The sequence below is a fragment of the Pseudomonas sp. TWI929 genome, from assembly GCF_039673335.1.
GTDB lineage: Bacteria > Pseudomonadota > Gammaproteobacteria > Pseudomonadales > Pseudomonadaceae > Aquipseudomonas.
Window position 1 is genome coordinate 75,659 of record NZ_JBDJLK010000011.1, and the last position, 23,830, is coordinate 99,488.

Below are 23,830 nucleotides of genomic sequence, written 5' to 3' on the forward strand. Positions count from 1 at the left end.
CCGGTACAGGTGATTGCAATATCAGCCCAGGCACCGCGTTACATGCTTGACTGACTGGTAGGCCGACAACCCCCAAGGCCCCAGCTCCCGTCCGATCCCGCTGCCCTTGGTGCCGCCCCACGAGGTCTCGACGAACACCGCCTGCACCGAGTTGATCCACACATGGCCCACCTCCAGCGCATCGGCCACCCGCTCGGCGCGCTCAAGGTCCGCAGAGCACACCGTCGCCACCAGCCCGAAGCGGCTGTCGTTGGCTTCGGCAATCGCCTGTTCCTCGGTGGCAAAGCGCCGTGCGCACAGCACCGGGCCAAAGATTTCCTCGGTCCACAGGCGGCTGTCTTTCGGTACATCGGCATACAGCGTCGGGCTGACGAACCAGCCGTCCCGGTCCAGCGCCTTGCCACCGGCCAGGCACTGCAGGCCTTCTTCCCGCGCCGTGGCAAAGTAGCTGGCCACCTTCAGCCATTGCGCCTGGCTGGTCAGCGGGCCCATGTCGACCTCTTCGGTCAACGGGTTACCCACCCGCAGGTTTTCCAGTGCTGCCTGCAAGCGCGGCAGCAGCGCATCGGCAATGCCGTCCTGTACCAGCAGCCGCGAAGTGGCCGAGCACATTTGCCCGGCGTTCCAGCTGATGCCGGCGACAATCCACTCCACCGCCTGGTCGACATCGCAATCATCGAACACCACGATTGCCGACTTGCCGCCCAGCTCCAGCGTTACCGGCCGGCACTGTGCCGAGGCACTGCGCATCACCTGGCTGCCGACGCTGTTGCTACCAGTGAACGACAGCTTGTCCAGGCCGTTGTGGTTGCTCAGTGCGGCGCCGGTCTCAGCCTTGCCGTTGACGATGTTCAGCACCCCGGCCGGCAGGCCCAGGGTGTCGGCGATCTGGCCATAGGCCTGCTCGATCAGCGGGGTGACCTCCGAAGGCTTGAGCACCACGGTGCAGCCGGCAGCCAGGGCCGGGGCGAGCTTCCAGGCGCTGGTCACCAGCGGGAAGTTCCACGGCACGATCAAGCCGACCACGCCCACCGGCTCCAGGCGGGTTCGGGCACTGAAGCCAGGTGCCGCCAGCGGTACATCACGGTTTTTCGACGGCAACTGCTCGGCCAGCTCGGCGTAGTAGTTGAAGGTAGCGATGGCGTCGTCCAGGTCGATTTCCGCCTCATGGCGCGGCTTGCCGTTGTTGCGCATCTGCAAGGTAATCAGTGCTTCACGGCGCTGCCCGAGCTGTTCGGCAAAGCCGCGCAGGTAGGCGGCGCGTTCGCTGGCGCTGGTGTTTTTCCAGGCGGGCAGGGCGCCACGGGCGGCGGTTACGGCCTGGTCGACCTGGGCGACACTGGCAGCCATCAGCTCAGTGAACGGTTGCCCCAGCGCAGGGTCGTTGACGCTGATGCAGTCGCTGCCTTGGCCTTCGACCCAGCGGCCGGCAATGTAGTGGGAAGTGGTCATGGTCGGTTTCCAGTCAGGCCATTTCGGCAGTAATCACCGGCGTGTGCGCAGTGCTTTTGCAACGCACCCAACGCGGGCCTTGGGGGCCATACACGCCAGCAGGTTCAGGGAACAGGTTGAGCAGCACCAGGTACAGCACGCCGGCCAGCCCCAGGGTAACCGGCAGGCTCAGGTCGATGCCGCCAGCCAGGTCGCCCAGTGGGCCGACAAACTGCCCCGGCAAGTTGACGAAGCACAGGCCGACTGCCGCGCTGGGGATCCACGCCCCCATGCCGCGCCAGTTCCAGCCATGCAGGAACCAGTAGTGGCCACCGCGCTGGCCGCGGGTGAACACCTGCAAATCATCAGCGTGGTAGAAGCCGCGTCGGGTGATCAAGCCAAGGATCATGATCACCATCCAGGGGCTGGTGCAGGTGATGATCAGCACGGCGAAGGTCGACACGCTCTGCACCAGGTTGAAGGTGAAGCGGCCGATGAAGATGAAGCCGATCGCCAGCACGCCAATCAGCAACGTGGCGCCGGCGCGGCTGAGCAGGCGTGGGAACACGCTGGACATGTCCAGGCCGGTGCCGTATAGCGCGGTGGTGCCGGTGGACATGCCGCCGATCACTGCAATCAGGCACACCGGCAGGAAGAACCAGCTCGGCGCCACCGCCAGCAGGCCACCCACATAGTTGTTGGCGGCGATGTAGTCCGGGGCCTGGGTCGCTACCAGGGTAGCGGTGCACAGGCCGAACAGGAACGGGATCAGCGTCGCGCCCTGGGCCGCGATCACCGCCAGCATGATGCGCGCCTTGGGTGTTTCACGCGGGATGTAGCGCGACCAGTCGCCAAGGAAGGCGCCGAACGACACCGGGTTGCTCATGGCCAGGATCGCCGCGCCGACGAACGCCGCCCAGAAACCCGCCTGGCCAAGGTTGACGCTGCCCGCGTAGCCGGCATCGAACGGCCCGGCAAAGGCGACGATGCCCAGCAGGAACAGCAGGCTCGATGCCCACACGGCAATCTTGTTGACCCACAGCATGAAGCGGAAGCCGAAGATGCACACCACCAGCACCAGCACTGCGAACAGGCCGTAGGCCAGGCCCAGGGTCAGGTCGGTTTCCGGCAGGCCGGCCAGGCGCTTGGCGCCACCGACCAGGGCATCGCCCGAACTCCACACCGACAGCGAGAAGAACGCCACGGCGGTGAGCAACGACAGGAACGAGCCGACGATGCGCCCGTGCACGCCAAAGTGCGCGCCCGACGAAACGGCGTTGTTGGTGCCGTTGAGCGCGCCGAACAGGCCCATGGGTGCAAGGATCAGTGCGCCGACGGCAACGCCGAGCAAAATTGCCCACACACCGGCCTGAAACGACAGCCCGAACAACACCGGGAAGCTGCCCAGCACGGCCGTGGCGAAAGTATTTGCGCCGCCGAAGATCAGGCGGAACAGGTCCAGCGGGGAAGCGTCGCGTTGATCGGCGGGGATCTGTTCGACGCCGTTGGTCTCGATACCGGTCGAGTGGCTCATGGTGATGCTCCAGCGCAGTTGTTGTGGGCCGGCGCAATGCGCGGGCCTTCTTGTGGGTGCGATGGCAGGGCGGCAGGGCCGCGTAAAAAGGTGATCAGGCTGGCGATACGACCGACAGGTGCTCGTGGCAAGCCAGCCACTGATCGCCGTGGCGGCGGAAAACGATGGTCTCGCGCTCGCTCAGTTGGTGCTCTTCGCCGGCAATGCGGATATGCGTGGCCACATCGTGCATGAAAATCGCCATGTCACCTTGCAGGCTCACATGGGCATTGCCCGACTCGCAGGCGAGCACGGCAAAACCCTCGGCCTGCCACTGGGCCCAGAGTTCTTCGTAGGCGCGGCGCGACAGTAGCGGTTGCGGCAAGGTGTGAAAAAGGAAAGTGGCATCTTCGCTGAAGCAGGCGAAATAGCGGGCGGTGTCGTTGCTGGCAAACGCGGCAACGAGGTCGGCGGCGGCTTGCCGTACCTGGAGTGTCTGGTCCACGGGAGTGGCCTCACGGTTTTTTTTGATTGTGGTCAGCGATTCTGGTGGCGGTTGGGGAGGGGAAAAATCGCTGGGGGCAAATAATCAGTTCAGGAATTTGTGAAGTGATTCCGTGGGCCTCTCCCACAGAGGTCCACAGCAGCTATCCAGCTGTCATCTGACTGCAACGAACATTCAGCAACATTTCTGCCATCTCCCCGTGCCTCATTGCGAGTTCGAATGGGCCATCCCGCGCTGCACCTGCCCCAGGAGCACGACCTTTTCGGCCTGCTCTACGCCTTCGCCTTTCGCCCCGGCCAGCCCGGGCGCGAAATCGACTCGGCGCAGTTGCTGCACAAGCTCGGCCAGCCGCTGGAGCCCGGTGAGTTCCTGTGGGTGCACCTGAACCTGGCCCATGCTGCCTGCGAGCGCTGGCTGCGTACCCACCTGCAATTGCCCGACGCCTTCTTCGAAACGCTGCGTGAGGGCTCCCGCTCGACCCGTATCGAGCACGCCGACTCGGCGCTTTTGGCGGTGGTCAACGATGTGGTGTTCAACTTCGGCCTGGTGTCTTCGGACATCTCCACCTTGTGGGCCTGTGCCAGCAGCCAACTGCTGGTGAGCGCGCGCTTGCAGCCACTGCACTCGGTGGACAAGCTGCGCTCGTCGGTCAAGCATGGCGAGCGCTTTCATTCGCCCATCGAGCTGCTGGTGCACCTGCTGCGCGACCAAGGCGATGTGCTGACCCAGATCGTGCGCGAAACCACCACCAGCGTTGATCGCATCGAAGACCAGTTACTGTCCCAGCGCCTCAGCGACAACCGTGCCGAACTGGGTAGCATGCGCCGGGTGCTGGTGCGTTTGCAGCGCCTGCTGGCGCTGGAGCCAGGGGCGCTGCTGCGGCTGCTCAACAGGCCGCCCGAATGGTTGCAAGAGCAGGATATACGCCAGCTGCGCGCCGCCACTGAAGAATTCACCCTGGTGATCAGCGACCTCACCGCCCTGGGCGAGCGGATCAAACTGCTGCAGGAAGAAATTGCCGCCAAGCTCAACGAGCAGACCAACCGCACCCTGTTCACCCTGACCGTGGTAACCGTGCTGGCGCTGCCGATCAACATCATCGCCGGCTTCTTCGGCATGAACGTCGGCGGTGTACCCCTGGCGGAAAACCCCCATGGCTTCTGGGTGCTGGTGGCGCTGGTGGCGACCTTTACCGTGCTGGTGGGGCGCTGGGCGTTTCGCAAGCGGCGTGAGTACTGACATGATTTGTGTGTTGGCTGTACAGCCAACAACGAGCTAACTGACTGACGGTCCCTCCAGTCCTGCATCCTTGCCTACGCTCATACACCCAACCCGCAGAAGCAAGGAGATCCGCCATGGCCTTCCAATACAAGCGTCTGGACAAGAACAACGCTGCCGTACTGCTGGTCGACCACCAGACCGGCCTGCTCTCGCTGGTAAGGGACATCGACCCTGATCGCTTCAAGAACAATGTCCTGGCCCTGTCGGACCTGGCCAAGTACTTCAAGCTGCCGACCATCCTCACCACCAGTTTCGAGACTGGCCCCAACGGCCCGCTGGTGCCCGAACTTAAAGAGCAGTTCCCCGACGCCCCGTACATTGCACGCCCCGGCAACATCAATGCCTGGGATAACGAGGACTTCGTCAAAGCGGTAAAAGCCACCGGCAAGAAGCAGTTGCTGATCGCCGGTGTGGTCACGGAAGTGTGCGTGGCCTTCCCGGCGCTGTCAGCGCTTGAGGAGGGCTTCGAAGTGTTCGTCGTCACTGATGCCTCCGGCACCTTCAACGAACTGACCCGGGACTCGGCCTGGCGGCGCATGGAGGCTGCCGGGGCGCAACTGATGACCTGGTTCGGCGTGGCCTGCGAGCTGCACCGGGACTGGCGCAATGACATCGAAGGGCTGGGGACCCTGTTCTCCAACCATATCCCGGACTACCGCAACTTGATGACCAGCTACAACAAGCTGGCCAAGTAACGCGTCCACAAGGGTACCGCATACCCTGTTGGAGCGGGTTCACCCGCGAATGCGTCAGCAGCCTCAACGGCGCATTTGCAGGTAACACCGCTCCTGCAGCACCCCGCAAAATCAATGAGATAGATGCAAAAGCTGCGAGAGCAACCAGCGAAGCGGCAAACCGCCATGGATCGACCATACTGACTCTTCATTCGCCTAAGGAGAGTGCCATGTCCAAGTCGTCCAGGAAAAAACCCGACCAAGACCCACAGGAAAAACTGGGCGGCAAGGCCTACGAAAAAGAGCTCAAGAACCTGCATGTAGAACTGGTGAAACTGCAGGAGTGGGTGGTGGCCAAGGGCCTGAAGGTGTGCATTATCTTCGAAGGCCGTGATGGCGCTGGCAAGGGTGGCACCATCAAGGCCATTACCGAGCGCGTCAGCCCGCGGGTGTTCCGCGTGGTGGCGCTGCCGGCGCCGACCGAGCGGGAAAAAACCCAGATGTACGTGCAACGCTACCTGGGCCACTTGCCGGCCGCTGGCGAAGTGGTGATCTTCGACCGCAGCTGGTACAACCGTGCCGGCGTCGAGCGGGTGATGGGCTTCTGCAGCGAAGAGCAGAGCAGCAAGTTCCTCACCGTGGTGCCGCTGTTCGAGAAGATGATGGTCGAGTCGGGCATCATCCTCATCAAATACTGGCTGGAAGTCAGTGCCGAAGAGCAGACCCGCCGCCTGCAGGACCGCATCAACGATGGCCGCAAGCTGTGGAAGCTGTCGCCGATGGACCTCAAGTCGTATACCCGCTGGGATGACTATACCCGTGCCCGCGACGATATGTTCGCCGCTTCCGATTCGTCCTGGGCGCCGTGGTTCATGGCCCATTCCAATGACAAGCGCCGTGCCCGGTTGAACATCATCAGCCACATGCTCAGCCGCATCCCCTACAAGGACATCACCCGCGACGAAGTGGTGAAACTGCCCAAGCGCGGCAAGATCGGCAAGTACCAGGCTGTGGCCTACCCATTCAAGGTCGTTGACCAGCGTTTCTGATCCTCTCCCCGCGGGGCGAGCAGCGAGGGTGTGAGCCTATGCCACATGATGGCAGCCTGTTGCAGGCAACAGTGGTGTTCTTGCTGGCCGTGGTGTTGCTGGTACCGCTGGCGCAGCGTTTGAAAATGGGGGCGGTACCGGGTTACCTGCTGGCAGGTATCCTGATCGGCCCTTCTGTGCTTGGCCTGCTCGACAACCCGGACAACGTGGCGCGGCTGTCGGAAATGGGCGTGGTCATGCTGCTGTTCGTCATTGGCCTGGAACTGTCACCACGGCGTCTGTGGGCCATGCGCCGGGCGCTGTTTGGCGTCGGTTCGCTGCAGGTGGGGCTGACGGCAGTCGCACTGGGCCTGTTGGCGTACTTGCTATTCGGCCAGTCGAAGTCGGCGGCAATTGTGCTGGGCCTGGGGCTGGCGTTGTCATCGACCGCGTTCGGCCTGCAGGTGCTGGCCGAGCGCAAGGATTTGGGCAAACCTCACGGCCGCCTGGCCGTGGCCATCCTGCTGTTTCAGGACATTGCCGCCATTCCATTGATTGCCGTGGTGCCACTGCTCGGTGGCAGCGTAAGCACTGCCGACGAAGGTAGCTGGCCGCTGCTGGCTGTGGCTGTCGGCATTGGTGTGCTGATCATTTTTGGCCGCTACTTGCTGACCCCTGTGTTCAAGTGGACGGTGGGCTCTGGCCTGCCCGAACTGTCGACCGCAACGGCCTTGCTGGTGGTACTGGGCACCGCCTGGCTGATGGAGCATGTGGGCGTGTCGATGGCGTTGGGGGCATTCCTGGCCGGCGTACTGATGGCCGAGTCGCCTTTTCGCCACGAACTGGAAAACCAGATCGAACCGATCAAGGGCCTGCTGCTGGGGCTGTTCTTCGTCGGGGTGGGCATGAGCGCCGACCTGCGCCTGCTGTTCGGCATGCCGCTGGTGGTACTGGGGCTGACCCTGCTGCTGGTGGTCATCAAGCTGCCCTTGCTGTATGGCCTGGGGCGCACGGTCGGTGGGCTCAACCAGGCTCAGGCGCTGTGCCTGGGGGTGGTGCTGGCCTCGGGCGGGGAGTTTGCTTTTGTGGTGTTCAAGCTGGCGCTTGACCATCAGGTGCTGACCCAGCAGGTACACGACCTGCTGGTGCTGGCCATTACCTTGTCGATGGCGGTAGTGCCCCTGGTAATGATGGCCCTGGCGCGGCAACTGAATGACGACAAACCTGTGCAGGCAAGCCCTGAAACGGGCCACTGAATCGCGCCCTCCTGGCGCATTGAACGTTCGGAGGTACAGTATGCAGCCGAGTTTCAAGCTGGACAGCGCCCTGTCGCGGGGCTTGCTCGACGTGCTGATCAAGGCAGGCCTGGTGGCTGTCCTGGTGATGTTCGCCTTCCAGGTGTTCCAGCCGTTTCTGGAATTGATGCTGTGGTCAGTCATTCTCGCGGTGACGCTGTATCCGCTGCATCGCCGCATCCAGCAGGGGACAGGGTTGAAACATGGGTATGCGGCAACGCTGGTGGTGTTGCTGGTGCTGGTCGTGCTGCTGGTGCCGATCTACCTGGTGGTGATGTCCATCGGCGAATCGGTGGACAGCCTGGTGACGCTGCTCAAAAGCGGTTCCTGGAGCGTGCCGGCCCCGTCCGAGTCGGTGGCGACCTGGCCGCTGATCGGGCCGAGGTTGTATGCGTTGTGGCTGTCGGCATCGGAAAACATGGCCAGTGTGCTCAACCAGTGGATGCCCCAGCTCAAGGGCGCCGGGCTTACGGTGCTGGGTGCTGCGGCCAGTGCCGGTGGTGCATTTCTGCTGTTCGTCGGCGCGATCATCATTTCTGGCGTGATCATGGCCTTCGGCGAGCGCGGTGAAGTCGCGGCGCAGCGCATTGCCATGCGGGTATCCGGCGAGGATCGCGGCAAGCCGCTGGCTCAACTGTGTACCGCGACCATTCGTGCCGTGGCCCAGGGCGTGATCGGCATCGCCTTCATCCAGATGCTGCTGATCGGCGTCGGCTTCGTGATCAAAGGGGTGCCAGGGGCCGGCATGCTGGCCATCGTCATCCTTATGCTGGGGATTGCCCAAGCCCCGGCCACGTTGGTCACGGTGCCGGTGATCATCTATGTGTTCAACGTCGAGGGCTTTACCGCCGCGACCATCATCTTCGCCATCTACACCTTCGTTGCCGGCCTTGCCGATAACGTGCTCAAGCCCTTGCTGCTGGGGCGCGGTGTGGACGTACCGATGCCGGTGGTGCTGATCGGGGCATTGGGCGGCATGGTGGTGAAGGGGATCATCGGGCTGTTTATCGGCCCGGTGATCCTCGGTGTGACCTACGTGCTGTTCTGGCAATGGGTCGCGCTGCAGGTGCCGGAGCAGCCGGCACCACCTGCAGCCTGAGCCAGGGCCAGCCATGCCCAAACGCTGCTATGGCCTGGGGCTGCTGATGGTACTGGCAGGCTGTACCCAGGTCGGCCCGGACTTCGTGAAGCCCCAGGACCCTTGGCTGGACAGTTGGAGCACGCCACTGCTGGAGCAGGCCGGGCGCAGCGCTGCGGCACCGGACTTGCGCCAGTGGTGGACGGTGTTCGCCGACCCGAGCCTGGATGCCCTGATCGCCGAAGCCGATGCCAACAACACCAACCTGCGCGTGGCCGGCCTGCGCATCGCCGAGGCGAGGGCACAACTGGCTATCGTGCAGACCGGCCGTTATCCACAACTGCAGCAACTGCGCGCGCAAAGCCTGTACCTGAAGCAGGACCAGTCCGGCACCGCAACTGCCCGCGACTCGGTATTCTGGCAATCCAGCGTGGGCTTCGACATCGGCTGGGAAATCGACTTCTGGGGGCGCTTCAGCCGCGCCATCGAAAGCGCCGATGCCGTCTACTTCGCCTCCCAGGCCAACTACGCCGATGCCATGCTGCTTATGCGCGCGCAGGTGGCCGACACCTACTTCGCCCTGCGCACCGCCGAGGCGCGGCTGGCTATCGCCGAGGAAAACGCCAAGCGCCAGGCGCGCAGCCTGGAGATTACCGAGCGGCTGTTCCGCCACGGCGAGAACGACGAACTGGACTGGCAACAGGCGCGCACCCAGTACCTGGCCACCCAGGCCACGATCCCTGAGTTCGAGAACCAGCTCAATGCCTTGCGCAACATATTGTGTTCGCTGCTTGGCAGGCCGCCAGGGCCGCTGCCGGCGCTGGGCGCGCGCTACGGCCAGTTGCCGCTGCCGGACCGTGCAGTGTTGCAGGACGTGCCCGCCAGCCTGCTGCAAAGGCGCCCGGACATTCGCGTAGCCGAGCAGGCGGTGGCGGCGCAGTCGGCCCTGGTGGGCGTGGCCGAAGCGGATCTGTACCCACAACTGAGCCTGCTCGGCAGCATCGGCTGGACCTTTTTGTCGGCCAACCATCTACCTGACACCTTCGACCTGGCGGCAGGCCCGAGCCTGATCTGGAACCCATTTGACTACGGGCGGCGCAAGAATGCCGTGCGGGTCGAGGACGCCCGCCTGCAGCAACTGATCGAGCTTTATCACCAGAGCGTGCGCGAGGCTGCGCGCGAGGCCGACGACGCCGCCAGCGGCCTGGTGCGCTCGCTACAGAGCGCCAGCATTCGCCAGGACGCCTCCCAGGCCGCCCAGCGTTCGCTGAACCTGGCCAGTTCGCAATACCAGGAAGGCTTCGCCGACTTCCAGCGCGTGCTAGACGCCCAGCAACTGCTGTTGCAGCAGCAAGATGGTTACCTGGTCAGCCGCGGCAATGCGGTGAGCAGCCTGGTGACCCTGTACAAAGCGTTGGGCGGTGGCTGGGACAACACCCACAGGCCGATCGACCGCGCCACCCGCCAGCAAATGCAAAACCGTACCGATTGGGGCGACCTGCTCGACGAGCCAGCCCCCGCCGACCCTGAACAAGGTGAGCCGAAATGAGCGACCCCGCAGACACGCCGCCAGCCCCCGACCGCGGCATGCGCTGGGTGCTGATACTGATCATCGTCAGCCTGGTCTGGTACCTGCTGGCCGACCGCTTCACCCCCTACACCCAGCAGGCCCGTCTGCAGGCCTACGTGGTCCCGGTGGCTGCCGAGGTGGCCGGCCAGATCAAGCGCGTGGCGGTGGGCAACAACCAGGAAGTGCGCCAGGGCGATGTGTTGTTCGAGCTCGATCAGGAGCAATACCGCATTGCCCTGGCTCGCGCCGAAGCAGACCTGGATACCGTGCGCCGGCAGATCGGTGCCAGCACCGCCGGCATCGACTCGGCCCAGGCGGCGCTGGTGGCGGCCCAGGCCAACGAGCGCAAGGCACGCCAGGATGCCGAGCGGCTCAAGCGGTTGATCGACGAAGACCCCGGCACGGTGTCGGTCCGCCGCCTGGAAGGCGCGCAGGCGACCCGCGACCAGGCCATCAGCCAGGTGGCGGCCGCCCGTGCCGAAGTGGAGCGGGCGCGTGAGCAGCAAGGCGGGGCCGAAGCCGACAACGCGCAACTGCGCAGCGCCGCAGCCAACGTGGAAAAAGCCCGCCTGGACCTGGCCCGCACTGTGGTGCGGGCCGACGCCAATGGGCTGATCACCGACTTGCGCACCGATGTTGGCCATTACGTCGGTGCTGGCAGCCCGATGATGACCCTGATTGCCATCCACGACGTGTGGATAAGTGCCGACATGACCGAGAACAACCTCGGCCGCCTGCGCCCCGGCGCCCCGGTGCTGGTGGTAATCGATGCCTTGCCCGGCATGGTGCTGAAAGGGCAGGTCCGCAGCATCGGCTATGGCGTGAGCGTCGGCCAGCCCGCGGCACCCGGTAGCTTGCCGACTGTACAGAACAGCCGCGACTGGTTGCGCTCGGCGCAGCGCTTCCCGGTGATCGTCGAGCTTGACCGTGACCAGCTTGCAGACAAGTCCGGCTTGCGTGTGGGTGGCCAGGCCGAAGTCATGGCCCTGCCCAGCGAAGGCAACCCCTTGAACCTGCTGGGCCGCGCGTTCATGTGGCTGATGAGCTGGCTGTCGTATGCCTATTGAGCTGCGCCGGCTGCGTGCCCTGCGCCTGGCCTGGGGTGTGGCGCTGTGCCTGGCGGTAAGCTTCGGCATCGGCCTGCCGGTGCCGATCCTGGCGCCAGTGTTCGCGGTACTGTTGCTGGCCATGCGCAGCCAGCCATTGCCACTGCGCGCCGCACCAGCCTTGGCGGTGCTGGTGCTGCTGGCTTGCGGCAGCGGGTTATTGCTGATTCCGCTGTTGCGCCATGCCCCGGTGAGCGGGGTATTGCTGGTGGGCGTGGGCGTTTTTCTGACCTTGCGCTATGCGCTGAAGGGTGGCAACGGCCTGCTGGCCAACTTGCTGGTGATTGGCCTGACCATGATCGCCGCCGCCGGCACCAGCGACTTCACCCTGGCGCTGTCGGTGGTCGAAGCGCTGGCCAAGGGCATGCTGCTGGCGGTGCTGGGCACGGCCGTGGCGCATGTAATGTTTCCCGAACCGGCCGATGCACCGGCGCAACCGGTGCCGCCGCTGCTGGGCAGCGAACATGTCAGCTGGGTGGCGTTGCGCGCCACGCTGATCGTGATGCCGGCATTCCTGCTGGCGCTGATCGCCCCGGACCAGTACATGCCGCTGATCATGAAAGCAGTGAGCGTGGGGCAACAGGCTGGAGAGACGCGCGCGCGGCACGCCAGCCGCGAGCTGATTGGCTCGACCTTGCTTGCAGGGGTTTTGGCGATACTGGTGTGGGGGGCGCTGAGCCTGTTCGTGCACCTGTGGATGTTTTTCCTGTGGGTGCTGCTGTTCGTTCTTTGGCAGGCGCGGCGGCTGTACCAGGCGGTGCCGAACCGGCAGAGCCCGGCGTACTGGGTCAGTTGCCTGACCACCCTGCTGATCTTGCTGGGGCAGTCGGTGCAGGACAGTGCCGGCGGGCAGGATGTTTACAAGGCGTTTGCGGTGCGTATGGCGCTGTTTCTGGCGGTGTCGGTGTATGCCAGTGCCATGCTGATCTGGATCGACCGGCTTCGGATACGGCGTGGGCCTCTTCGCGGGTAAACCCGCGAAGAGGCCAGCACCAGAAGCCTAGGGCTGCCAGTCAATCCCACTCTCTTCCAGATAAGCGTCCACTGCCGCACCCACAGTGGGATGAAACGCCTTCTCCCCCATATGCTCGAACAACTCGAATCGGTGCATCTTGTCCTTCACCGGGTCTTTCATCTCGGCAAACTGCAATTCCACCCCGCGCGCCTCCAGTGCCCGGTCCAGCTCTGCCAACATGTCCGCCGAGGTGATATCGATGCTGGTCACCGGCTCGGCGGCAATCACCAGCCGCTGCACCGGCGTTGGCGACTCGTCCACCGCTGCCATCACCGTGCTCTGGAACTGCTCGGCATTGGCAAAGAACAGCGGCGCATCCCAACGTAGCAGCACCAGCCCCGGAATGCGTCGGGCCTGTGGATAACGTTGCACATCATGGTAGCCGCGCAGCCCTTCGGCGCGGCCGAGCACGGCATGGTGAGGCCTCCAGCCGTCCCACAGAAACTCGATCACCGACACCGCCACTGCAATACAGATACCAGGGATGGCGCCGAACACCGCTACGCCGACGAAGCAGGTGAACGACAGCCAGAACTCCCATTGCTGCATGCGGAAGATGCGCTTGAGGTCGGCGAATTCGAACAGGCCCAGCGCCGCGGCAATCACCACGGCCGCCAGGGCGCTGTTGGGCAGGTGCTGCATCAGGTTGGGTGCCACCAGCAGCAACAGGGTGACCGCCAGCGCACCGATGATGCCGGTGAGCTGGGTCTGCGAGCCGGCTGCCTCGGCCACGGGTGTGCGTGACGAGCTGCTGCTGATGGGGATGCCCTGGAACAGCCCCGAGGCTACGTTGGCCACGCCCAGGCCGAACATTTCCTGGTTCGGGTTGACCGGTGTTTTCAGCCGTGCGGCGTAGGAGCGCGACAGCACACTGGTATCGGCGAACGACACCAATGCCACGGCAATCCCGCCCAGTATCACCTCGACCAGGTCGATGTCGCTCACCCAGGGGAAGACGAAGCTGGGCAGGCCCTGGGGCAATTGGCCGAGTACCTTGACGCCCATCTGGTCGAGGTTGAACAGGCTCACTGCCAACGTCGCCAGCACCACGGCGATCAGGATGCCCGGCAGGCGCTTGAAGGGTTTGAGCAGCAGAATCAGCACCAGGCTACCGGCACCAACGATGAAGCTTGGCCAGTGCCCTTGGCCGGCGAATAGCGCTTGGCCCAGCTGCCATAGGTCGCGCAACGGCCCCTCGCTGTCGACTTTGATGCCAAACAGCTTGGGCAGTTGGCTGATCAATACTGTCAGGGCAATGCCATTCATGTAGCCATAGCGAATTGGTTTGGACAGCAACTCGGTGATGAAGCCCAGGCGCAGTAGCCCGGCAATCACACAGAACGTCCCGGCGACCAGTGCCATCATGCTGGCGATGGCAATCGCCCGTTGTGGGTCGCTGGCGGCGTACTGCACCACCACCGCCAGAATCGGTGCGGCCAGTGCCGAGTCCGGGCCCAGCACCAGGATGCGGCTGGGGCCGAACAGGGCATAGGCCAGCAGCGGGATGATGGTGGCGTACAGGCCGTAGATACCGGGTACGCCGGAAGCTTCGGCGTAGGCAATACCCACCGGTACCAGCATGGTGGTCAGTACCAGGCCGGCGGCGATGTCTTTGGGTAGCCAGGCAGGCTGGTAGTGGAGCAGGGTGGCCAGGCCGGGTAACCAGCGTTGCCAGTTAAAACCGGGGGTTTCGGGCATGGTGCGGGCTTCCAGGGGGGGAGGGCGCTGAATCACAGCTTAGATGCTGAATTCCGGGGCCGCTTTGCGGCCCATTCGCGGCACAAGGCCGCACCTACAGGGGAAATGCGCTGGGGCAAAGTTGCGCGTTCCCTTGTAGGAGCGGCCTTGTGTCGCGATGGGCTGCAAAGCAGCCCCAGCAACCTCATGCCGTAGCCAACGTAGCTAGCATCGACTGGCAAACGGCTGAAGCAGAGTGCCCGTTCGACAGTAAGCGTCCTTCGTCGTACAGGTAGACGCATAGAAAACTCACAGCTACCCTTTTATTCAGCATCGATGAGCAGGTGTAGCTCTCCGAACCAGAGCAGGATGTTGCTCCTCGTCACAGAAAATGTGGGGAGGTTGTCGTGTTCGGGTTTCAAGCGCCAGGGGTGACTCCCAGCGCGCAAATTCCCTCCAGGTATTGTCCCCGCGCGACCCTCGGCACGCCTTTTCAGTGAAGGCCGGCCGAGGGTATCTCAGGCATCCTCGCTGCCGTACCCGGCTGCTCGCCAGGGCTTGCGAGGCACGGAACTGCTTTGCAAGTGCCCAGGCCATTGCTAATTGCAGGCACGAGCGAGCAGCATCGCTTCGCTGTTGGGCGAGTCCCTTCGCCTGCGCGAAGCTCGCGAGACGTGAGGGGAAAATCCATGCTGACTCCGCTACAGAAACGAACCGCCCAGGCCATCGTCAACATCTTCGAAACCGGGAGCGTCCTGGGTGACTACGGCAATGTCACCGTTATAAAGGGTGACTCCGGCCACCTGACTTTCGGCCGATCGCAAACGACCCTGTCCACCGGCAACTTGTATGAACTGATCGCGCGGTATTGTTTGAATCCTGGCGCGCGATTCAGCCATCAACTCCAGCAATTCCTGGCTCCGCTGAAGGCATGTGACACAGCACTCGACCGGGCGGGGCACCTGCACAACATCCTGCGCGCCACAGCCGATGACCCGGTCATGCGCGAGACCCAAGATCAGTTTTTCGACGATAAATATTGGCAGCGCGCGGAAAAATCCGCCAAGGACATCGGCATTAGTACGCCGCTCGGCCTGGCAGTGGTCTACGACAGCACGGTGCACGGTTCCTGGGGCCTTATTCGTGACCGTGTTGTGCATGACAAGGGCAGCCCCGAAGCTGCAGGTGAACGCGCCTGGATCACGGCCTATGTCGAAGCGCGTGAGGATTGGCTTGCCGGCCACGACAACAAGGTACTGCACGCTACGGTCTATCGCACTCAGGCTTTCAGCCGGCTGATTGGTCTGGGGCACTGGGGGTTGGACTTGCCGCTGGTGGTGCGCGGCCTGGAAATCTCCACGGCCACCCTGAATGCAACCCCTCCTGGCTGCTACGACGGGCCGCAGCCCGGTAGCCGCCCACTGGCATTGCAGACGCCCATGGCCCGAGGCCTGGACGTGCGCCTGGTGCAACTCGGTCTCTCCGCCCACGGCGCAGACATCAAGGCCGATGGCCTGTTCGGCCAGACCAGTGTCGCCTGCCTCAAGGAATACCAGAAGGCCAATGGTGTGGCGGCGAGCGGGGTAGCGGATGTTTCGCTGGTCGTTCAACTCACTGGCTGACGCCGAAGCACTTGTTGCGACACTTGAAGAGTTAACGTCATTTGTTGCCGGAGAACTAGGCCTTCTATCTTGTATCCATGGAGACGCACATGGAAAACATATCGGTCAGAAAAATCCAGGAGGCGCTGGTCGCCAAGGGGTTCATTCCTGGTGAGGTAGATGGAATCTGGGGTCGTAGAACTATCGCTGCGGTCAAGCGTTTCCAGCAAAGTGCGGGGCTTGATGCGGATGGTATTGTTGGCCCCAAGACTTCGGCAGCACTCTTCTCCGGTGCCCCTGCCGTTCCATCACAGGCGCTCCTGCCATGGATCGCCGAAGCAGAGAACCTGATTGGTACCAAGGAAAACCTCGGGTCCAGGAGCAATCCGGTCATCCTCAACTGGGCCGACAACCTCGACATCCATTACGCCAATGACGACGTGCCCTGGTGCGGACTCTTCGTTGCCCACTGCGTGGGTTCGTCGATGCCTGACGAGATATTGCCCGCCAACCCACTCGGTGCTCGGCAATGGGAGCGATTTGGCGATCCGATAGATCCGCGCTGGGGAGCCATTCTGGTGTTCTGGAGAGAGTCGAAGGAAAGTGGCAAAGGCCATGTCGGTTTTTATGCCGGCGAGGATGACAGCGCATACAGGGTACTTGGCGGCAATCAGAGCAATAAGGTTTGTCTGGCCTGGGTTGCGAAGAACCGTTTTCTGAGGGCGCGTTGGCCCAGGACGGCAGCGTCGTTGGGAGGAGGAAGCGCGATTGTTCAGGTTGATAGGCAGGAAGACCTATCCAAGAACGAAGCATGATGGAATTTGGCCCAGTTGAGGATCAAATTTCTACCTGGTGTTTTCGCTGGAAAAGAAAAACCCCTTGAGGTTTCATTTCTCAAGGGGTTTTGTGTGTAGCAGGAACCAAATTGCCGCTTAGACGTTGAAGCGGAAGTGCATCACATCGCCGTCTTTGACAATGTAGTCCTTGCCTTCCAGGCGCCATTTACCGGCTTCCTTGGCACCGCCTTCACCCTTGAACTGGATGAAGTCGTCATAGGCCACCACTTCAGCGCGGATGAAGCCTTTTTCGAAGTCGGTGTGGATAACCCCGGCCGCCTGCGGTGCGGTGGCACCGACGCGTACGGTCCAGGCGCGTACTTCCTGCACGCCGGCAGTGAAGTAGGTCTGCAGGTTCAGCAGCTCGTAACCGGCGCGGATCACGCGGTTCAGGCCAGGCTCTTCCAGGCCCAGGGCCTCAAGGAACATGTCTTTCTCTTCACCGTCGTCCAGCTCGGCGATTTCCGCTTCGATCTTGTTGCATACCGGCACCACTACCGCGCCTTCTTCCTCGGCGATGGCCCTGACCACGTCCAGGTGCGGGTTGTTGTCGAAGCCGTCTTCAGCCACGTTGGCGATGTACATCACCGGCTTGCTGGTCAGCAGGTGGAAGCCGCGGATGACCGCCTTGTCTTCGGCGCTCATGTTCTTCATCAGGCTGCGCGCTGGCTTGCCTTCGGTGAAGTGCGGGATCAGTTGCTCAAGGATGGCTTTCTGCGCCAGGGCTTCCTTGTCGCCGCCCTTGGCGTTGCGGGCAACCTTCTGTAGTTGCTTCTCGCAGCTGTCGAGGTCGGCGAAGATCAGCTCGAGGTCGATGATCTCGATGTCACGCTTGGGGTCGACGCTATTGGAAACGTGGATCACGTTTTCGTCTTCGAAGCAGCGCACCACGTGGGCAATGGCGTCGGTCTCGCGGATGTTGGCGAGGAACTTGTTGCCCAGGCCTTCGCCTTTCGAGGCACCGGCAACCAGGCCGGCGATGTCGACGAACTCCATGGTGGTCGGCAGGATGCGGTTTGGCTTGACGATTTCAGCCAGCGCATTCAGGCGCGCATCGGGCATTGGCACGATGCCGCTGTTCGGCTCGATGGTGCAGAAAGGGAAGTTCTCCGCCGCGATGCCAGACTTGGTCAGGGCGTTGAACAGGGTGGACTTGCCGACGTTGGGCAGGCCGACGATGCCGCAATTGAAACCCATGGGTATTCCCCTCTCTAAAGGAAATCAGGCCTTCTGGCTGTGCAGCTCGCGCATCGCCTTGGCGAAGTCGCCGGCAAGCACGTCCGGCAGCACGCCGAGGGCAAAATCGATGCTGGCGTCGAGCTTCTCCTGCTCGGCGCGCGGCGCGCGACCCAGGACGAAGTTGGAGACCAGTTTGGCGTCACCCGGGTGGCCGATGCCAAGCCGCAGGCGGTGGAAGTCGTTCTGGTTACCGAGCTGCGCGATGATGTCGCGCAGGCCGTTGTGCCCCCCATGGCCGCCGCCGCGCTTGAGCTTGGCAACACCCGGAGGCAGGTCGAGTTCGTCGTGTGCCACCAGGATCGCTTCCGGCTTGATGCGGAAGAAATTGGCCAAGGCCGCCACGGCCTGGCCGCTGCGGTTCATGTAGGTGGTGGGGATCAACAAACGAACGTCGTTGCCCTGATGGCTGAATTTAGCCGTCAGGCCGAAATATTTTTTGTCAGCGGTCAGCGAAACGCGCTGGGCGCTGGCAATGCGTTCAACGAAAAGAGCCCCTGCGTTATGCCGGGTCTGTTCGTATTCGGGGCCGGGGTTACCCAGGCCAACGATCAACTGGATGGCGGTCACGTCAGGGGCTCTTCCTTGGAGTTGGTGGGTTACAGGGCGCGCGGCACTGTAACCCGATCAACGCCGGCGTGCGAGTGGATTACTCGGCAGCGCCTTCTGCTTCTGGAGCAACGCGTGGAGCGTGAACGTTGGCAACAGCTTTGTCATCACCGTGGGCCAGAGCTACGAACTCTACGCCTTTCGGAGCTTTCAGGTCCGACAGGTGGATGATGGCGCCGATTTCAGCGTTGGTCAGGTCGACTTCGATGAACTCAGGCAGGTCTTTGGCTTCGCAGGAAACTTCGATCTCGGAAACAACGTGCGAGATTTCGCCGCCTTTCTTGACCGGAGCTTCTTCACCGATGAAGTGAACTGGAACCTTGGCGGTCAGCTTCTGGCCAGCAACGACGCGAACGAAGTCGGCGTGCATGATGAAGCCTTTGGCTGGGTGACGCTGCATGGCCTTGACCACGACGTTCTGCTTGGCGCCGTCGACGTTCAGTTCGATAACGTGGCTGAAGGCAGCTTCGTTTTCGAACAGCTTGGCGATTTCCTTGGCCACGATGGTCAGGGATTGGGCTTCTTTATCGCCACCGTAAACTACGGCAGGGATGCTGGCGGCGTGACGCAGGCGGCGGCTCGCACCTTTCCCCAGGTCAGTACGCGCTTGGGCGTTCAGGATGAAATCAGTCATTTTGTTTCTCCAAAATAGCCTCCCGAATGGCGTTTGCGACCAGCGCCAGACGGGGATGGCAAAAAAGCCCCGCCCCAACACAGGTTGGGGCGGGGCGCTTCACATCAACACGTGTCCCGCTTAGCGGAACATCGCGCTGATCGATTCTTCGTTGCTGATGCGGCGTACCGCTTCAGCGACAACCGGTGCGATATCCAGCTGGCGGATACGGTCACAGGCTTGAGCAGCGGCAGACAGCGGAACGGTGTTGGTCACCACCAGCTCGTCCAGTACCGACTTCTCGATGTTCTCGATCGCGCGGCCCGACAGGACAGGGTGCGTGCAGTAGGCGTAAACCTTGGCAGCGCCGTGTTCTTTCAGGGCTTTGGCCGCATGGCACAGGGTGCCGGCGGTGTCGACCATGTCGTCTACCAGGATGCAAGTGCGCCCTTCGACGTCGCCGATGATGTGCATAACCTCGGAGTGGTTAGCCTTCTCGCGGCGTTTGTCGATGATACCCAGGTCGACGCCCAGGGACTTGGCGACGGCGCGTGCACGCACAACACCACCGATGTCCGGGGAGACGATCATCAGGTTCTCGAAACGCTGGTCTTCGATATCGTCAACCAGTACGGGCGAGCCGTAGATGTTGTCGACGGGGATATCGAAGAAACCCTGGATCTGGTCAGCGTGCAGGTCGACGGTGAGAACACGGTCGATACCCACGACAGTGAGCATGTCAGCGACGACTTTGGCGCTGATGGCTACACGTGCCGAACGCGGACGGCGGTCCTGGCGGGCGTATCCGAAGTAAGGAATCACGGCGGTGATTCGGGATGCTGAGGAGCGGCGGAAGGCGTCGGCCATCACTACCAGTTCCATCAGGTTATCGTTGGTCGGGGCACAGGTCGGCTGAATAATGAAAACGTCTTTACCGCGAACATTTTCATTGATCTCAGTGCTGATCTCGCCGTCGGAGAATTTACCGACAGAGACGTCACCGAGAGGGATATGCAGCTGACGTACGACACGCCGAGCCAGATCGGGGTTAGCGTTCCCCGTAAAGACCATCATCTTGGACACGCGCAGTACCTGAAGGCTGAGGGTATACCTGGATGAGTATAAGGAAAATGGCAGGGGCGGCTGGATTCGAACCAACGCATGGCAGGATCAAAACCTGCTGCCTTACCGCTTGGCGACGCCCCTGTATCTGTTGCTGCGAACGCTTATGCGCTCGACTTCTTGACCAGACTTTGCAGCTTGCGATGCAACATCGAAACATTGCTTCCTTTCGCCACAAACCCTGTTTGGGTCGCTGAAAGAAGGGCCAGAACTTTATCAGCTTCGGCTTTGCTTGGGAAGGCCCCAAACACACAACTTCCAGTTCCGGTTAGTCGAGCCTCAGTGAATTTCCCCAGTGAATTCAACGCATTGCGAACTTCTGGGTAATTCTGCTCTACCACCGGTTGGCAGTCATTTCGACTGTTTCCCTTGGGAACGGGGCGCATCTTAAGGGGGAGCGAATCACGTGTCAACTGTGGATGTGAAAAAATTTCTACTGTGCTGACAGACACTTGCGGCACCAGTACGACATACCAGGGCTCTTCCGGGTCAACCGGGGTCAGTTGTTCACCCACGCCCTGGGCGAACGCCGCATGGCCGCGCACGAACACCGGCACATCGGCACCCAGGCTCAGGCCCAGTGCAGCCAGGCGGTCTTCGTCCCAGCCCAGCTGCCACAGGTGGGCGAGGGCCAGCAGGGTGGTAGCGGCGTCCGAGCTGCCACCACCGATGCCACCGCCCATGGGCAGCACCTTGGTCAGCCAGATGTCGGCGCCCAGCGTGGTACCGGACTGTTCCTGCAACTTGCGTGCGGCACGCACGATCAGGTTGCTGTCGTGCGGAACTGCCGCGATATCGGTGTGCAGACGGATCACGCCGTCGTCACGTACGGCGAAACTCAGTTCGTCGCCATGCTCGAGGAACTGGAACACGGTTTCCAGCTCGTGATAACCATCGGGGCGACGGCCGATGATGTGCAGCCACAGGTTGAGCTTGGCCGGGGCGGGCAGGGTAAGCGTTTGCATGAAATCAGTGCCCCAGCTGGCGCGGCTGCCAGTCCTTGACCACCAGGGTTACATCCAGGTCCTTGCCGTGCAGCTTCAGGCGCTCGGGCAGCCAGTAGCCGTTCTGTTCGGTGTAGCTCAGGTACTGCACCTGCCAGCCATCCTGGTCGAGGCTGGCCAGGCGGCTGTCGCCGTCCAGGGTCAGCTTGCTCTTGCTGTCGGGGGCGGGCAGGCCACGTACCCACCAGACCAGATGCGAGACTGGCAACTGCCAGCCCAGCTGTTCTTCCAGCAGGGCTTCCGGGCTGGTGGCCTCGTAGCGGCCCTGGTTGGCCACTTCCAGCACCACGCCGCCGGGGCGGCCGGTCAGGCGTGCGGCGCCACGGCCGAGCGGGCCGGCCAGGCGAATGTCGTAGTAGTCCTGGCGTTGCAGCCAGAACAGCGTGCCGCTGCCGGAGTCGCGTGGGGCTCGGATGCCGACCTTGCCGTTGATCTGCCAGCCATCGAGGCTGCTCAGCTGCTCTTTATGGGCACGCCATTGCTGCGGGTCGCCGTGGCCCTGCAGGGCCTCGCGGCTACCGAAGCCGGCACAGCCGGCCAGCAGGGCGATCAGGGTGAAGGTGATGCAATGGCGCAGGAACATGGCGTTAAAGAGTCTCGGATCCGGTCAGGCGCAGGAGGGTCTTGCGCAGGATGGGGCTGTCGGCCTGGGCTTCAAAGCCCTTGGCCCAGACCTGGCGGGCTTCGCGGCGTTTGCCGTTGGCCCACAGCACTTCGCCCAGGTGGGCGGCCACTTCGTGGTCGGGGAAGCTGGTAAAGGCCTGGCGCAGGTAGGTTTCCGCCGCGTCCAGGTTGCCCAGGCGATAGTTGACCCAGCCCAGGCTGTCGAGCACGGCCGGGTCGTCCGGGGTCAACTGGTGGGCCTTGTCGATCAGCGCCTTGGCTTCGGCGTAGCGGGTGGTGCGGTCGGCCAGGGTGTAGCCCAGGGCGTTCAGGGCCATGGCGTTTTCCGGCTCGCGGGCGATGATGGTGCGCAGGTCTTTTTCCATCTGGGCAAGATCGTCGTGCTTCTCGGCCAGCATGGCGCGGGTGTACAGCAGGTTGAGGTCGTCCGGGTAGCGCTGGATGGCTTGCTGCAGCACCTGGCTGGCCTGGGCGTCCTTGTTGTTGTTGCTGTAGCTTTCAGATTCGATCAGGAAAAGCTGGATGGCGAGGTCAGGCTGGGCCTCGCGGGCCTCGGCGAGCAGGCGCGAAGCCTCGGCGCTGCGGCCGTTGGCAATCAGGATGTCAGCCTGGCGCAACTGCGCCGGCAGGTAGTCGGGGCCCGGGCCGACCAGGGCGTATTCACGCAGGGCAGCGGCCGGGTCGTGGCGCTCCTCGCGGATGCGGCCCAGGTTCAGGTGCGCGGCGTCGACGTTGCTGTCGCGCTCGATCAGTTCCTGCAGGTAGCCTTCGGCCTCATCCCAGTCTTTGTTTTCCAGGCACACTAGGGCCAGGGAATAGCGCAGCTCATCGTCTTCGGGGTATTGCTGGACCAGGCTGATGAACTCGGCCTTGGCATCGGCGATGCGGTCCTGTTCGACCAGGGTGCGGGCGTAGGTCAGGCGCAGGCGCTTGTCGTCCGGGTTGTCGCGGATTGCCCCGCGCAGCAGTGGCAGGGCCTCCGGGCCACGGTCCAGGGCCTGCAGCAGGCGGGCGCGCAGCAGGATCGGGGCGATTTCGCCATTTTGCGGCGGGTGTGATTCGAGCAGTTCCAGGGCCTCTTCGGCCTTGCCGTCCTGGTTCAGCAGCAGGGCCTTGCCGAACACCAGCTGGCCGTTGTTCGGGTACTTCACCAGCAGGCGTTCGAAGCTTTGCAGCAGGCCGTCGCGGGTACTCTGGTCGGTCTCGGCGGCGGACAGGGCAAGGAAGTCGAAGTGGGTGTCGCCTTGGCCCTGCAGCACCTTTTCCATGTAGGCCATGGCGTCGTCATAGCGGCCGGCGCGGGCCAGCTGGATAGCGGCGGCGCGCTGGGCGTCGAGGTTTTGCGGGTCGTTGCGGGCCCAGACCAGCGCGTTGTCCAGTGCCGGTTCGTCGGCGCCGAGGTATTCGGCAATGCGGTAGGCGCGCTCGGAAATCCCTGGATCCTGGGTTTTTGCTGCCTGGTCGGTGTAGTTGGCCAGGGCGATATCGAAGCGGTTGCGCTGGCCGGCCAGCTCCGCTACCAGCAGGCTATAGAGCGTGTCCTGCTTGAACGAGCCATACACCACGGGCTTTTCCGCCTCACTCTTGCCGGCCTCGGCTACGGGAGGCTCGGCCTTTTGCGGGGCCAGGCTCTGGCAGCCCTGGAGCAGGGCGAAGGCAAGCAGCAATGCGTATGGTTTGTTCATAGAAGGCTTATAGAAAGACTCACCGGCGGTCGGAGCATGATGACACAAGCGCGGTGGCAAACCCACCTGCGAAGGTATGAAGCATATGCTTAGCACATGCAGACCGCGACAGGCGCGGGTGGTTCGTTCCAGAGCCTGCCGCGACGCCAGTACCGAGTGTTTTTGATCTTGCTTCGGCTTTTGACTTTGCTTCTAAGCGCGCGGTAGCTCAGGCGACGCAGGTTGCGACTTCAGGAGGCCGAGCGAAGGGCTTGCGGAGGGAGGTGACGGGCATGGATGCCCGTCAAGCGCTGAGGCCCCATGGATGGGGCCTGCAGCGCGTACTCC

The 23,830-nt window shown here is 63.0% G+C and carries 21 protein-coding genes and 1 tRNA gene; 10 read left to right on the forward strand and 12 right to left on the reverse strand.

Features of this window, described 5'->3' with window-relative positions:
• Positions 1–21 precede the first annotated feature (21 nt).
• From ABE456_RS07660 to ABE456_RS07670, 3 genes are all read right to left on the reverse strand, one after another.
• Entirely contained in the window at positions 22–1,452 is a 1,431-nt protein-coding gene (locus ABE456_RS07660) for an aldehyde dehydrogenase family protein (protein ID WP_346643377.1), read from the reverse strand.
• 13 nt (positions 1,453–1,465) lie between these two features.
• On the reverse strand, positions 1,466–2,965 hold the full coding sequence (locus ABE456_RS07665) for a cytosine permease (RefSeq protein ID WP_346643378.1): 1,500 nt from the start codon (positions 2,963–2,965) through the stop codon (positions 1,466–1,468).
• A gap of 94 nt (positions 2,966–3,059) precedes the next feature.
• Positions 3,060–3,449: a nuclear transport factor 2 family protein gene (locus ABE456_RS07670; protein ID WP_346643379.1), complete on the reverse strand. Its 390-nt coding sequence runs from the start codon at positions 3,447–3,449 to the stop codon at positions 3,060–3,062.
• A 219-nt stretch (positions 3,450–3,668) separates the two neighbouring features.
• On the opposite strand from ABE456_RS07670, the gene ABE456_RS07675 reads away from it, so the two are divergent.
• The 8 genes from ABE456_RS07675 (at position 3,669) to ABE456_RS07710 (ending at position 12,454) form a co-directional block, all read left to right on the forward strand.
• On the forward strand, positions 3,669–4,688 hold the full coding sequence (locus ABE456_RS07675; RefSeq protein WP_346643380.1) for a transporter: 1,020 nt from the start codon (positions 3,669–3,671) through the stop codon (positions 4,686–4,688).
• 116 nt (positions 4,689–4,804) lie between these two features.
• Positions 4,805–5,425 (forward strand): isochorismate family cysteine hydrolase YcaC, encoded by a 621-nt coding sequence (gene ycaC / locus ABE456_RS07680; RefSeq protein WP_010951959.1) that lies wholly within the window; start codon positions 4,805–4,807, stop codon positions 5,423–5,425.
• A 209-nt stretch (positions 5,426–5,634) separates the two neighbouring features.
• Positions 5,635–6,453: a polyphosphate kinase 2 gene (gene ppk2, locus ABE456_RS07685; protein ID WP_346643381.1), complete on the forward strand. Its 819-nt coding sequence runs from the start codon at positions 5,635–5,637 to the stop codon at positions 6,451–6,453.
• 38 nt (positions 6,454–6,491) lie between these two features.
• Entirely contained in the window at positions 6,492–7,688 is a 1,197-nt protein-coding gene (locus ABE456_RS07690) for a monovalent cation:proton antiporter-2 (CPA2) family protein (RefSeq protein WP_346643382.1), read from the forward strand.
• 40 nt (positions 7,689–7,728) lie between these two features.
• Positions 7,729–8,826: an AI-2E family transporter gene (locus ABE456_RS07695; protein WP_346643383.1), complete on the forward strand. Its 1,098-nt coding sequence runs from the start codon at positions 7,729–7,731 to the stop codon at positions 8,824–8,826.
• A gap of 13 nt (positions 8,827–8,839) precedes the next feature.
• The gene (locus tag ABE456_RS07700) at positions 8,840–10,354 is read left to right on the forward strand and encodes a TolC family protein (protein WP_346643384.1); all 1,515 of its coding nucleotides are present in this window, start codon (positions 8,840–8,842) and stop codon (positions 10,352–10,354) included.
• Positions 10,351–11,442, forward strand: a complete 1,092-nt coding sequence (locus ABE456_RS07705; RefSeq protein WP_346643385.1) for an HlyD family secretion protein — start codon at positions 10,351–10,353, stop codon at positions 11,440–11,442. Before ABE456_RS07700 ends, ABE456_RS07705 begins: the two co-directional genes overlap by 4 nt.
• Entirely contained in the window at positions 11,432–12,454 is a 1,023-nt protein-coding gene (locus ABE456_RS07710; RefSeq protein WP_346643386.1) for a DUF2955 domain-containing protein, read from the forward strand. The genes ABE456_RS07705 and ABE456_RS07710 overlap by 11 nt, the downstream gene beginning before the upstream one ends.
• A 27-nt stretch (positions 12,455–12,481) precedes the next feature.
• On the opposite strand, the gene sulP is transcribed toward ABE456_RS07710, so the two are convergent.
• Positions 12,482–14,194, reverse strand: a complete 1,713-nt coding sequence (gene sulP / locus ABE456_RS07715) for a sulfate permease (RefSeq protein WP_346643387.1) — start codon at positions 14,192–14,194, stop codon at positions 12,482–12,484.
• 668 nt (positions 14,195–14,862) lie between these two features.
• On the opposite strand from sulP, the gene ABE456_RS07720 reads away from it, so the two are divergent.
• Together ABE456_RS07720 and ABE456_RS07725 are read left to right on the forward strand one after the other, a co-directional pair.
• Entirely contained in the window at positions 14,863–15,795 is a 933-nt protein-coding gene (locus ABE456_RS07720) for a peptidoglycan-binding protein (protein WP_346643388.1), read from the forward strand.
• Positions 15,796–15,884: 89 nt separating this feature from the next.
• Entirely contained in the window at positions 15,885–16,589 is a 705-nt protein-coding gene (locus ABE456_RS07725; protein ID WP_346643389.1) for a TIGR02594 family protein, read from the forward strand.
• A gap of 117 nt (positions 16,590–16,706) precedes the next feature.
• On the opposite strand, the gene ychF is transcribed toward ABE456_RS07725, so the two are convergent.
• From ychF to ABE456_RS07765, 8 genes are all read right to left on the reverse strand, one after another.
• The gene (ychF, locus tag ABE456_RS07730) at positions 16,707–17,807 is read right to left on the reverse strand and encodes a redox-regulated ATPase YchF (protein WP_346643390.1); all 1,101 of its coding nucleotides are present in this window, start codon (positions 17,805–17,807) and stop codon (positions 16,707–16,709) included.
• A gap of 24 nt (positions 17,808–17,831) precedes the next feature.
• Entirely contained in the window at positions 17,832–18,416 is a 585-nt protein-coding gene (pth, locus tag ABE456_RS07735) for an aminoacyl-tRNA hydrolase (RefSeq protein WP_009686183.1), read from the reverse strand.
• A 79-nt stretch (positions 18,417–18,495) separates the two neighbouring features.
• Positions 18,496–19,089, reverse strand: coding sequence for a 50S ribosomal protein L25/general stress protein Ctc (locus tag ABE456_RS07740; RefSeq protein ID WP_346643391.1), 594 nt, complete (start codon positions 19,087–19,089; stop codon positions 18,496–18,498).
• 120 nt (positions 19,090–19,209) lie between these two features.
• Entirely contained in the window at positions 19,210–20,151 is a 942-nt protein-coding gene (locus ABE456_RS07745) for a ribose-phosphate pyrophosphokinase (protein WP_003247410.1), read from the reverse strand.
• Positions 20,152–20,199: 48 nt separating this feature from the next.
• Positions 20,200–20,274, reverse strand: a tRNA-Gln gene (locus ABE456_RS07750).
• Positions 20,275–20,294: 20 nt separating this feature from the next.
• Complete coding sequence (ispE, locus tag ABE456_RS07755) at positions 20,295–21,155, reverse strand: 4-(cytidine 5'-diphospho)-2-C-methyl-D-erythritol kinase (protein ID WP_346643392.1); 861 nt, start codon at positions 21,153–21,155, stop codon at positions 20,295–20,297.
• A 4-nt stretch (positions 21,156–21,159) separates the two neighbouring features.
• Positions 21,160–21,777: a lipoprotein insertase outer membrane protein LolB gene (gene lolB, locus ABE456_RS07760; RefSeq protein ID WP_012270479.1), complete on the reverse strand. Its 618-nt coding sequence runs from the start codon at positions 21,775–21,777 to the stop codon at positions 21,160–21,162.
• Between the two features lie 4 nt (positions 21,778–21,781).
• Entirely contained in the window at positions 21,782–23,503 is a 1,722-nt protein-coding gene (locus ABE456_RS07765; protein WP_346643393.1) for a tetratricopeptide repeat protein, read from the reverse strand.
• Positions 23,504–23,830 lie beyond the last annotated feature (327 nt).

Bases quoted from the DNA above. Each gene is read 5' to 3' on its own strand.
- ABE456_RS07660 (WP_346643377.1), bottom strand. From the start codon at position 1,452: ATGACCACTTCCCACTACATTGCCGGCCGCTGGGTCGAAGGCCAAGGC.
- ABE456_RS07665 (WP_346643378.1), bottom strand. From the start codon at position 2,965: ATGAGCCACTCGACCGGTATCGAGACCAACGGCGTCGAACAGATCCCC.
- ABE456_RS07675 (WP_346643380.1), top strand. From the start codon at position 3,669: ATGGGCCATCCCGCGCTGCACCTGCCCCAGGAGCACGACCTTTTCGGC.
- ycaC (WP_010951959.1), top strand. From the start codon at position 4,805: ATGGCCTTCCAATACAAGCGTCTGGACAAGAACAACGCTGCCGTACTG.
- ppk2 (WP_346643381.1), top strand. From the start codon at position 5,635: ATGTCCAAGTCGTCCAGGAAAAAACCCGACCAAGACCCACAGGAAAAA.
- ABE456_RS07690 (WP_346643382.1), top strand. From the start codon at position 6,492: ATGCCACATGATGGCAGCCTGTTGCAGGCAACAGTGGTGTTCTTGCTG.
- ABE456_RS07695 (WP_346643383.1), top strand. From the start codon at position 7,729: ATGCAGCCGAGTTTCAAGCTGGACAGCGCCCTGTCGCGGGGCTTGCTC.
- ABE456_RS07700 (WP_346643384.1), top strand. From the start codon at position 8,840: ATGCCCAAACGCTGCTATGGCCTGGGGCTGCTGATGGTACTGGCAGGC.
- ABE456_RS07705 (WP_346643385.1), top strand. From the start codon at position 10,351: ATGAGCGACCCCGCAGACACGCCGCCAGCCCCCGACCGCGGCATGCGC.
- ABE456_RS07710 (WP_346643386.1), top strand. From the start codon at position 11,432: ATGCCTATTGAGCTGCGCCGGCTGCGTGCCCTGCGCCTGGCCTGGGGT.
- sulP (WP_346643387.1), bottom strand. From the start codon at position 14,194: ATGCCCGAAACCCCCGGTTTTAACTGGCAACGCTGGTTACCCGGCCTG.
- ABE456_RS07720 (WP_346643388.1), top strand. From the start codon at position 14,863: ATGCTGACTCCGCTACAGAAACGAACCGCCCAGGCCATCGTCAACATC.
- ABE456_RS07725 (WP_346643389.1), top strand. From the start codon at position 15,885: ATGGAAAACATATCGGTCAGAAAAATCCAGGAGGCGCTGGTCGCCAAG.
- ychF (WP_346643390.1), bottom strand. From the start codon at position 17,807: ATGGGTTTCAATTGCGGCATCGTCGGCCTGCCCAACGTCGGCAAGTCC.
- ABE456_RS07740 (WP_346643391.1), bottom strand. From the start codon at position 19,089: ATGACTGATTTCATCCTGAACGCCCAAGCGCGTACTGACCTGGGGAAA.
- ispE (WP_346643392.1), bottom strand. From the start codon at position 21,155: ATGCAAACGCTTACCCTGCCCGCCCCGGCCAAGCTCAACCTGTGGCTG.
- lolB (WP_012270479.1), bottom strand. From the start codon at position 21,777: ATGTTCCTGCGCCATTGCATCACCTTCACCCTGATCGCCCTGCTGGCC.
- ABE456_RS07765 (WP_346643393.1), bottom strand. From the start codon at position 23,503: ATGAACAAACCATACGCATTGCTGCTTGCCTTCGCCCTGCTCCAGGGC.